At 63.9% G+C, this 6,494-nt stretch carries 6 protein-coding genes and 1 tRNA gene; 4 read left to right on the top strand and 3 right to left on the bottom strand.

The genetic code is table 11. The annotated features are described in order from the left end of the window. The first annotated feature begins 3 nt into the window (after positions 1-3). Positions 4-80, top strand: a tRNA-Met gene (locus OC446_RS19685). 410 nt (positions 81-490) lie between these two features. Here OC446_RS19685 and OC446_RS19680 read toward each other — a convergent pair. Beyond that, positions 491-907 (bottom strand): hypothetical protein, encoded by a 417-nt coding sequence (locus OC446_RS19680; RefSeq protein ID WP_262030715.1) that lies wholly within the window; start codon positions 905-907, stop codon positions 491-493. A 548-nt stretch (positions 908-1,455) separates the two neighbouring features. Here OC446_RS19680 and OC446_RS19675 point away from each other — a divergent pair. The 3 genes from OC446_RS19675 (at position 1,456) to OC446_RS19665 (ending at position 5,188) form a co-directional block, all read left to right on the top strand. Then, the gene (locus OC446_RS19675) at positions 1,456-2,898 is read left to right on the top strand and encodes a hypothetical protein (RefSeq protein WP_262030714.1); all 1,443 of its coding nucleotides are present in this window, start codon (positions 1,456-1,458) and stop codon (positions 2,896-2,898) included. A 118-nt stretch (positions 2,899-3,016) separates the two neighbouring features. Then, positions 3,017-3,970 (top strand): aldo/keto reductase, encoded by a 954-nt coding sequence (locus OC446_RS19670; protein ID WP_262030713.1) that lies wholly within the window; start codon positions 3,017-3,019, stop codon positions 3,968-3,970. 126 nt (positions 3,971-4,096) lie between these two features. Then, the gene (locus OC446_RS19665; protein ID WP_262030712.1) at positions 4,097-5,188 is read left to right on the top strand and encodes an alkene reductase; all 1,092 of its coding nucleotides are present in this window, start codon (positions 4,097-4,099) and stop codon (positions 5,186-5,188) included. A 3-nt stretch (positions 5,189-5,191) separates the two neighbouring features. Here OC446_RS19665 and OC446_RS19660 read toward each other — a convergent pair whose 3' ends face one another. Continuing rightward, positions 5,192-5,707, bottom strand: a complete 516-nt coding sequence (locus OC446_RS19660) for a hypothetical protein (RefSeq protein ID WP_262030711.1) — start codon at positions 5,705-5,707, stop codon at positions 5,192-5,194. Between the two features lie 46 nt (positions 5,708-5,753). Then, positions 5,754-6,317, bottom strand: coding sequence for a hypothetical protein (locus tag OC446_RS19655; RefSeq protein WP_262030710.1), 564 nt, complete (start codon positions 6,315-6,317; stop codon positions 5,754-5,756). Between the last annotated feature and the right edge of the window lie 177 nt (positions 6,318-6,494).

Below are 6,494 nucleotides of genomic sequence, written 5' to 3'. Positions count from 1 at the left end.
TGACGCGGGGTGGAGCAGCCCGGTAGCTCGTCAGGCTCATAACCTGAAGGTCACAGGTTCAAATCCTGTCCCCGCAACCAAGACCACAAGCCCCCGCGAGACACCCTCCGGGGGCTTCGTCATGTCCAAAGCATCCCCGCCACACAACGCACAACGGACCTGCGGGACTCGGCGCTCAACGCCAAACAGCCGCCAGCTTGCGCACAAAGGGACCTCCGCGCCTCGGCATCTCAAGAGGCTGGTCTAGCAAGCTGCAGGCGATGAAAACCCTACATACTCTCACGACAAGGGCCGCGATGCTGCGCAGCCTTTGTCGAGAGAGATAGACGAAGACAATCCGCGCCGCACATTCAGCTGAATGAGTGTGGTCCTATCGACGTTTCTTGAAGTGCAGCTACGATCACATCACCCAACAAAAAGCCCTCGATGCTGCGCGCAAGGAGGGCTGTGTCGATGTGGAAGGGGATTCGGACGCGCCTGCCTTGGCGGGTTAAGCGACCTGACCGACGGGATCCAGATCGGCATTCATGGAGAAGCGCTCGAGCTGTACCGCGTAAGCCGCTTCCAAACCTTTGAGCCGCGTCTCGGGTTCGGGGACGATCCGGCCCACGGCCGAGGTGAGGCGCATGCAGAACCGGTCGGACGCGGAGACCAGGAGACGGAGCGATCTTGCATTGGGAGGATAGCCGGATGAGGCATCGCGCACCAGGGCGGCCGCCGAGGCGTAGAGATCATCCACCGCTGCCTCGATACCGGGATCGCGCTTGAGCAGGCTCATGGTGTTGATCAGGAGCACGCGCAGATCATGCAGGTCGTCTCCCCTGCCCGCCTGCGAGATGAGATTCACGACCTTCTTGACGGCTTCAATTCTCTCTTTGATCGTTTGCGTGATGCTGCTCTCGGCCATGAGCCTTCCCCCTGTCAGGCATGCGTAAAATCCCCGCGGGACTCACAAGAGCGAGAATGCGCCGTCATGGTTAATCAATCCTTACGGACCGATCGGAAAACACCTCGAAATCGTTGTTCTGCAACGCTCTCCGGCTCCCCTGAGGAAAGTTGCCGCTACGGACGTCATGAGCATTGAGATTTGGTCGGAAGCCGACTAAACCTCGCACCACTCTTGATTTGAAACCATCATGCAGCTGCAACTCACCCTCATACGACCGCAATGGTCCTCGTCGCGAAGCCTGGGCTTCGTGAGGGGTTGCAGCACTCTGCACGAGCATGAGCTGCGACCCGATCCGGGGCCATCTCCATGGTTTCCGGCGGCGCGGTCCGTCCCCACCGGCACCGTTCATCAAGTGCCCCTCCACTGCATGTCGGCTTAACGGTTTTCCGTCGCCGGCACGATCCGGCGAATTTCCTTTTTCTCCGCATTCGCTCTTCTTCTCGCGATGCAGATTCGCCGGATCCCAGCCTTGCTGCGAACTTGCTGAGAAAAGGAGAAGCCCTGCAATGAACAGGGTCTGGACTGAAGAAGAACTCGAGATTTTGCGCCGCGACCGGGAAGCCAAAGTCCCCGTTCCCGTCACCGCGGCGAAACTGGGCAGGCCCGTGCCGGCAACTTATGCGCGGGCGCGCCTGATCGGCACTCTCGTCCAACCTCACCAGACCTGGGATGAAGCCAGCGTCGTGCGCTTGCGCGATCTCGTCTCGGCAGACCCGCCGCTGACCGACAAACTGATCGCCGCCGAGCTCGGCCGGACCGTGACCCAGATCCGCTGGAAGATGCAGGATCTCGGCCTGATCGGCGTACGTGATCTCTCCAAACTGGCGAAGATCACCGCTGCGGGAACGGTCCGCCCCAAGTCGACTCACATGCCGTCTGCAAAACCGGTGATGGCGAAGCCCGCCGTACAGAAGCCGCCCCGGCCTCTCGCGCCGGAACGTCATGCTCCTGCCCCTCGGGCCGAGATGTCCGCTCCCTCGGCTGCGCCTGTACAGAGGAGAGTGCTGCCATCGCTCGACGTCCAGACGACGCTCGTCGAGGCCATCAAGGCTCTGGAAGCCTCCATGGCGGAACACCTGAAGACGATCGTTACCGAAACGGAATCGGGGATGATCCGCGCGGCGCGGGCCGCCATCGCCGAGAAGGGGCGCATCGACCAGCGGCTCGTCATTCGGGTCAAGCGCGCGGCCGAGGCCGCCGCCCGTCGCGACGCGGAGGCGAAGAAAGCCGAAGCGGAAGCCAAGCAGCGGCAGATGGAGACGTGGAAGGCAGAGGCCGAAGCCAAGCGGCGGGCCGCCGAGACGGCACGCCAGGCGCGTGAAGAGGCGGCCCGAAGAATTCGCGAAGAAAAGCTTCGTGAAGAAAAGGTGCGAGCCGAGAAGGCCCGCGAGGAAAAGGTGCTTCGTGAAAGGGTGCAGAATACGCCTCCCAGTCCTGCCCAGAAGCTCAAGGAGCCGGAGAAGAAGGCCGTCCTGCCCTCCGTGCAGGGTGTTTCCCAGGTCGCGCCTCTCCGCCCTGCCCCGCAACCCGTCGCACCGAGCACCCCGAAGATCCTCGTGACAGAAGCGCCTGCCGCTCCTCGGACCGAGGAGCCCGAAGCCGCAGGAGGACAGACGTCCGGCCGCGGCGGCTGGAAGTCCGTCCGCAGGGATCCGGCGCGCGCGCTCGCACAGGCCAAGGCGAAGGCGAAGCCCGCCAACCGTGCCGATGCGATCGACCTCGCCCAAGCCGCCCAAGCGGCGATCGAGCGTTTCATCGCGGAACGCGGCGTGACCAAATCCGAGTCGAGCGGCATTCAGTCGGTGGTGTCCCGTCTTCAGGCGCGGGGCTACATCGTGGTGCGCGACGAAACCGGCTGGACCATCGACCAGCGGCATCGCGTCGGAAGCGAATCCGAGCTGTTCGCCTTTGCCGAGGCACGCGGCATCACCTTGAGCGCGGCCGCCTGATCGCAGGCGAAAGCAGCATCCGACAACGACAATCGCGAGGAAAGGCAGGTCCACTTTTCCCCGCGATGCGCTATCTCCATGATCCGCTCCGGATCGGCAGCGGAACATGGAGATAAAGATGGAAAAGCGTCGGCTCGGCCGCTCGGACTTGATGGTTTCCCCCTTGTGCCTCGGCGGCAATGTCTTCGGCTGGACCGCCGATGAGGCGACGTCGTTCAAGGTGCTCGACGCCTATGTCGATGCCGGCCTCAACTTCATCGACACGGCCGACGTGTATTCAACCTGGGTTCCCGGCCACACGGGCGGCGAGTCGGAAACGATCATCGGCAAATGGATGAAGGCCCGCGGCAATCGCAACAATCTGGTGATCGCCACCAAGGTGGGTTCCGAGATGGCGCCGGACCGGAAGGGCCTGTCGAGGAGCTATATCCGCTCTGCCGTGGAGGATTCGCTCCGGCGTCTCCAGACCGACACCATCGATCTCTATCAGTCCCACCGGGACGATCTCGATACGCCCCAGCAGGAGACGCTCGAAGCCTATGACGAGCTGATCCGGGCCGGAAAGGTGCGGGCCATCGGGGCCTCGAATTTCACGGCGGCCCGGCTGAAGGAGGCGCTGGAGATCAGCGCCGCTCGCGGCCTGCCGCGCTACGAAAGTCTGCAGCCGAAATACAACCTGTCGGACCGCGCTGAATATGAATCCGAGCTGGAGCCGCTTTGCCGGAAGGAAGAGGTCGGCGTCATTCCCTATTATGGCCTCGCCAGCGGCTTCCTGACGGGCAAGTACCGGTCGGAAGCGGATTTCGGCAAGAGCGTGCGCGGCGGACGCATGGCGGCTTATCTGGACGATCGGGGCCGGCGAATCCTGGCGGCCCTCGACTGGATCGCCGCCCGGAAGAATGCCACACCGGCCCGGATCGCACTGGCGTGGCTGATGGCACGGCCCGGGCTCACGGCCCCGATCGCGAGCGCCACGAGCGTCGAGCAGGTAGAAGATCTCGTTCAGGCGACGCGGGTGCACCTCGACGACGCGGACATCGCTGAGCTCGACGAGGCCAGCAACCCAGCCTGACATGGTGTTTTCGCCCTGAGATATGGCGTTTTTGCATAGCAGCCTTCCGTTGCGCCACACGGAAGGCTGCTTATCTCGTATCGACCTGTATTTTGGATAATTCCACAGGATGAAACGAGGTTTTCGATGAATCCCGACGCCAATGCATTGTTCCAGCCTTTCACCCTGGGTGACCTGACCCTGCCCAACCGCTTGGTCATGGCTCCCCTCACCCGGAACCGGGCGGCGGAAGGGGATGTGGCTCGCGATATCACGGCGACCTATTACGCCCAGCGCGCCGGCGCCGGTCTCCTGATCTCGGAAGGCTCGCAGATCTCGCATCAGGGCCAGGGCTATCTGCGCACGCCCGGCATCTACTCGCCCGAGCAGATCGCGCATTGGCGCAAGGTGACCGACGCGGTCCACAAGGCTGGAGGCCGGATCTTCATCCAGCTCTGGCACGTGGGACGCGTCTCGCACACGTCGCTCCAGCCGGGCGGCGGTGCGCCCGTCGGTCCCTCGCCTCTCCGTGCTCAAACGAAGACGTTCCTTGAGGAGGGCTTCGCCGACGTGTCCGAGCCGCGCGCGCTCGAGTTGTCAGAGATTCCGGGAATCCTGCGGGATTACGAGAACGCGGCTCGCAACGCCAAGGAGGCGGGATTCGACGGCGTCGAGATCCATGCGGCGAACGGCTATCTGCTCGACCAGTTCATGAAGGACGGCTCCAACAAGCGCACCGACGCCTATGGCGGCTCCATCGAGAACCGGGCCCGCCTGACCATCGAGGCGACGGAGGCCGTGCTCAAGGTCTGGGACAAGGGTCGCGTGGGCATCCGCCTTTCCCCGGCCAAGGTGAATGATGCGGAGGATTCGAATCCGCAGGCGCTGTTCAGCCATGTGGTCGAGAAGCTCGACGGCTTGGGTCTGGCGTACATCCATGTCATCGAAGGGGCCACCCAGGGCGACAGGGATGCCGTGGCGGTGGATTACGAAGGGCTGCGCCGTTCCTTCAGGGGGGCCTACATCGCCAATAACGGCTATAGGCGCGAGATGGCGGCCGAAGCCGTTGCCAAGGGACGCGCCGATCTGGTGGCATTCGGACGTCTCTTCATCGCCAATCCGGACCTCGTCGAGCGGTTCCGGCTCAATGCGCCGCTCAACGAACCTGACCGCGCCACGTTCTATGGCGGCGGCACCGAAGGCTACACGGATTATCCGGCGCTCAACCAGGCCGCCTGAGCGTCAGCAGCCCTGGCAAATCCCCCGTTTGACCCGCTTATCGGCATCCTCGAGGAGCTTCTCCTCGCGGGAGCTGGGAGCGACGGTCGAAGTCTCACCCGGTTGTAGACGATTGCCGCCTGCGACCGTTCCGGTGGTGCCGGGCCCTGATTGGGAGCCGCCGGATCCCGCGGCAGTTCCTCCCGTGCTGCCTTCGTTGCCGGGAGGCGGCACGGTACCCGTCGTCGCCCGGCTCCCCGTTCCCGTATTCCCGGTCGAGCCGCCCATGCGGCTGGAGCTGTTTCCGGGGTCGGCACTCCCCTGCGCCCCCTGCGAGGGCGGCCGGATGGACGATCCTCCTCCAGGCTGGGTGGCGCCACTCGGTGATGCCGAGGAGCCGGTGGACGGGGAGGCCGACGAGCCGCCGGAAGCGCCGCCTGCGCCTCCTCCGCTGGAGCCTCCCGAGGAGCCTTGCGCCCATGCGGCACCGGCAATCAGGCAGCCCGCGAGCAATGCGGTCGAAATGGTGAGGTGACGCATCGGCTTCTCCCTTCGGGTCGCTGTTGCACGTCAACTCCAAGCCAACTCACGAGTCTTGGCGACCGTTCCGCCATATTGTCAGGCTTACCGGCCCCGTAGGATCGAGGATCCGGCGGGCCTCTGGCTTCAATCCATGTTTGGCTAGGATGGCTTCGGCACTCACGCCCTCCTGGCAGTCGGAGAAGACGGGCACGCCGTCAGGAATGAAGGTTCCCTCAGCGCGGGTCAGGTGGAAGGCGTCGTAGCCGATGGCGAGGAAGAGGTCGAAGACCCGACGTCCACCGGGCACAGCCACGCAACCGCCATCCGGCAGGATTGTTCGGATGGCGTGGTTCCATGGAAGCGTCTCGGGATTCCACCACCAGCCGTCCGGCCGCCGCTCAAGTCCAGGCGAGGACGAGGACAGGACCATCCGCAGCCGGCCCTTCGGGTTCGGATTGGCCTCATGGCCCAGGCGGCCCAGCACCGTCACGGCCGATTTGTTGAGTTCGGCCTGGAAATAGGCCCAATCCGCATCGTTGCGGAGCACATCGGGCGTTCGCCCGGACGCATCCGCGATGCAGTCGTTGTCCGACACGATGGCATAGCCGTGAATCTCGACCTTTGGCAAAGACCGGTCCCTTCCGTGATGAATGAGCGATGACGGCTCTGATCAGGATGCCGAGCATCGGCCATTGGCATATGAAGCGGATAAAGGGTAGTCGCCCGGAGCGCTTCATCGATAGGCATAGGGCGCAACCGTGGGGATGGCGACGAGTTCAACCTTGCCAGCCGGGGGCGAACATCC

This window comes from Microvirga sp. Mcv34, from assembly GCF_024519725.1.
Taxonomy (GTDB): Bacteria; Pseudomonadota; Alphaproteobacteria; order Rhizobiales; family Beijerinckiaceae; genus Microvirga.
The sequence above is the reverse complement of the archived record's forward strand: the minus strand, read 5'-3'. Positions and strand labels throughout refer to the sequence as shown.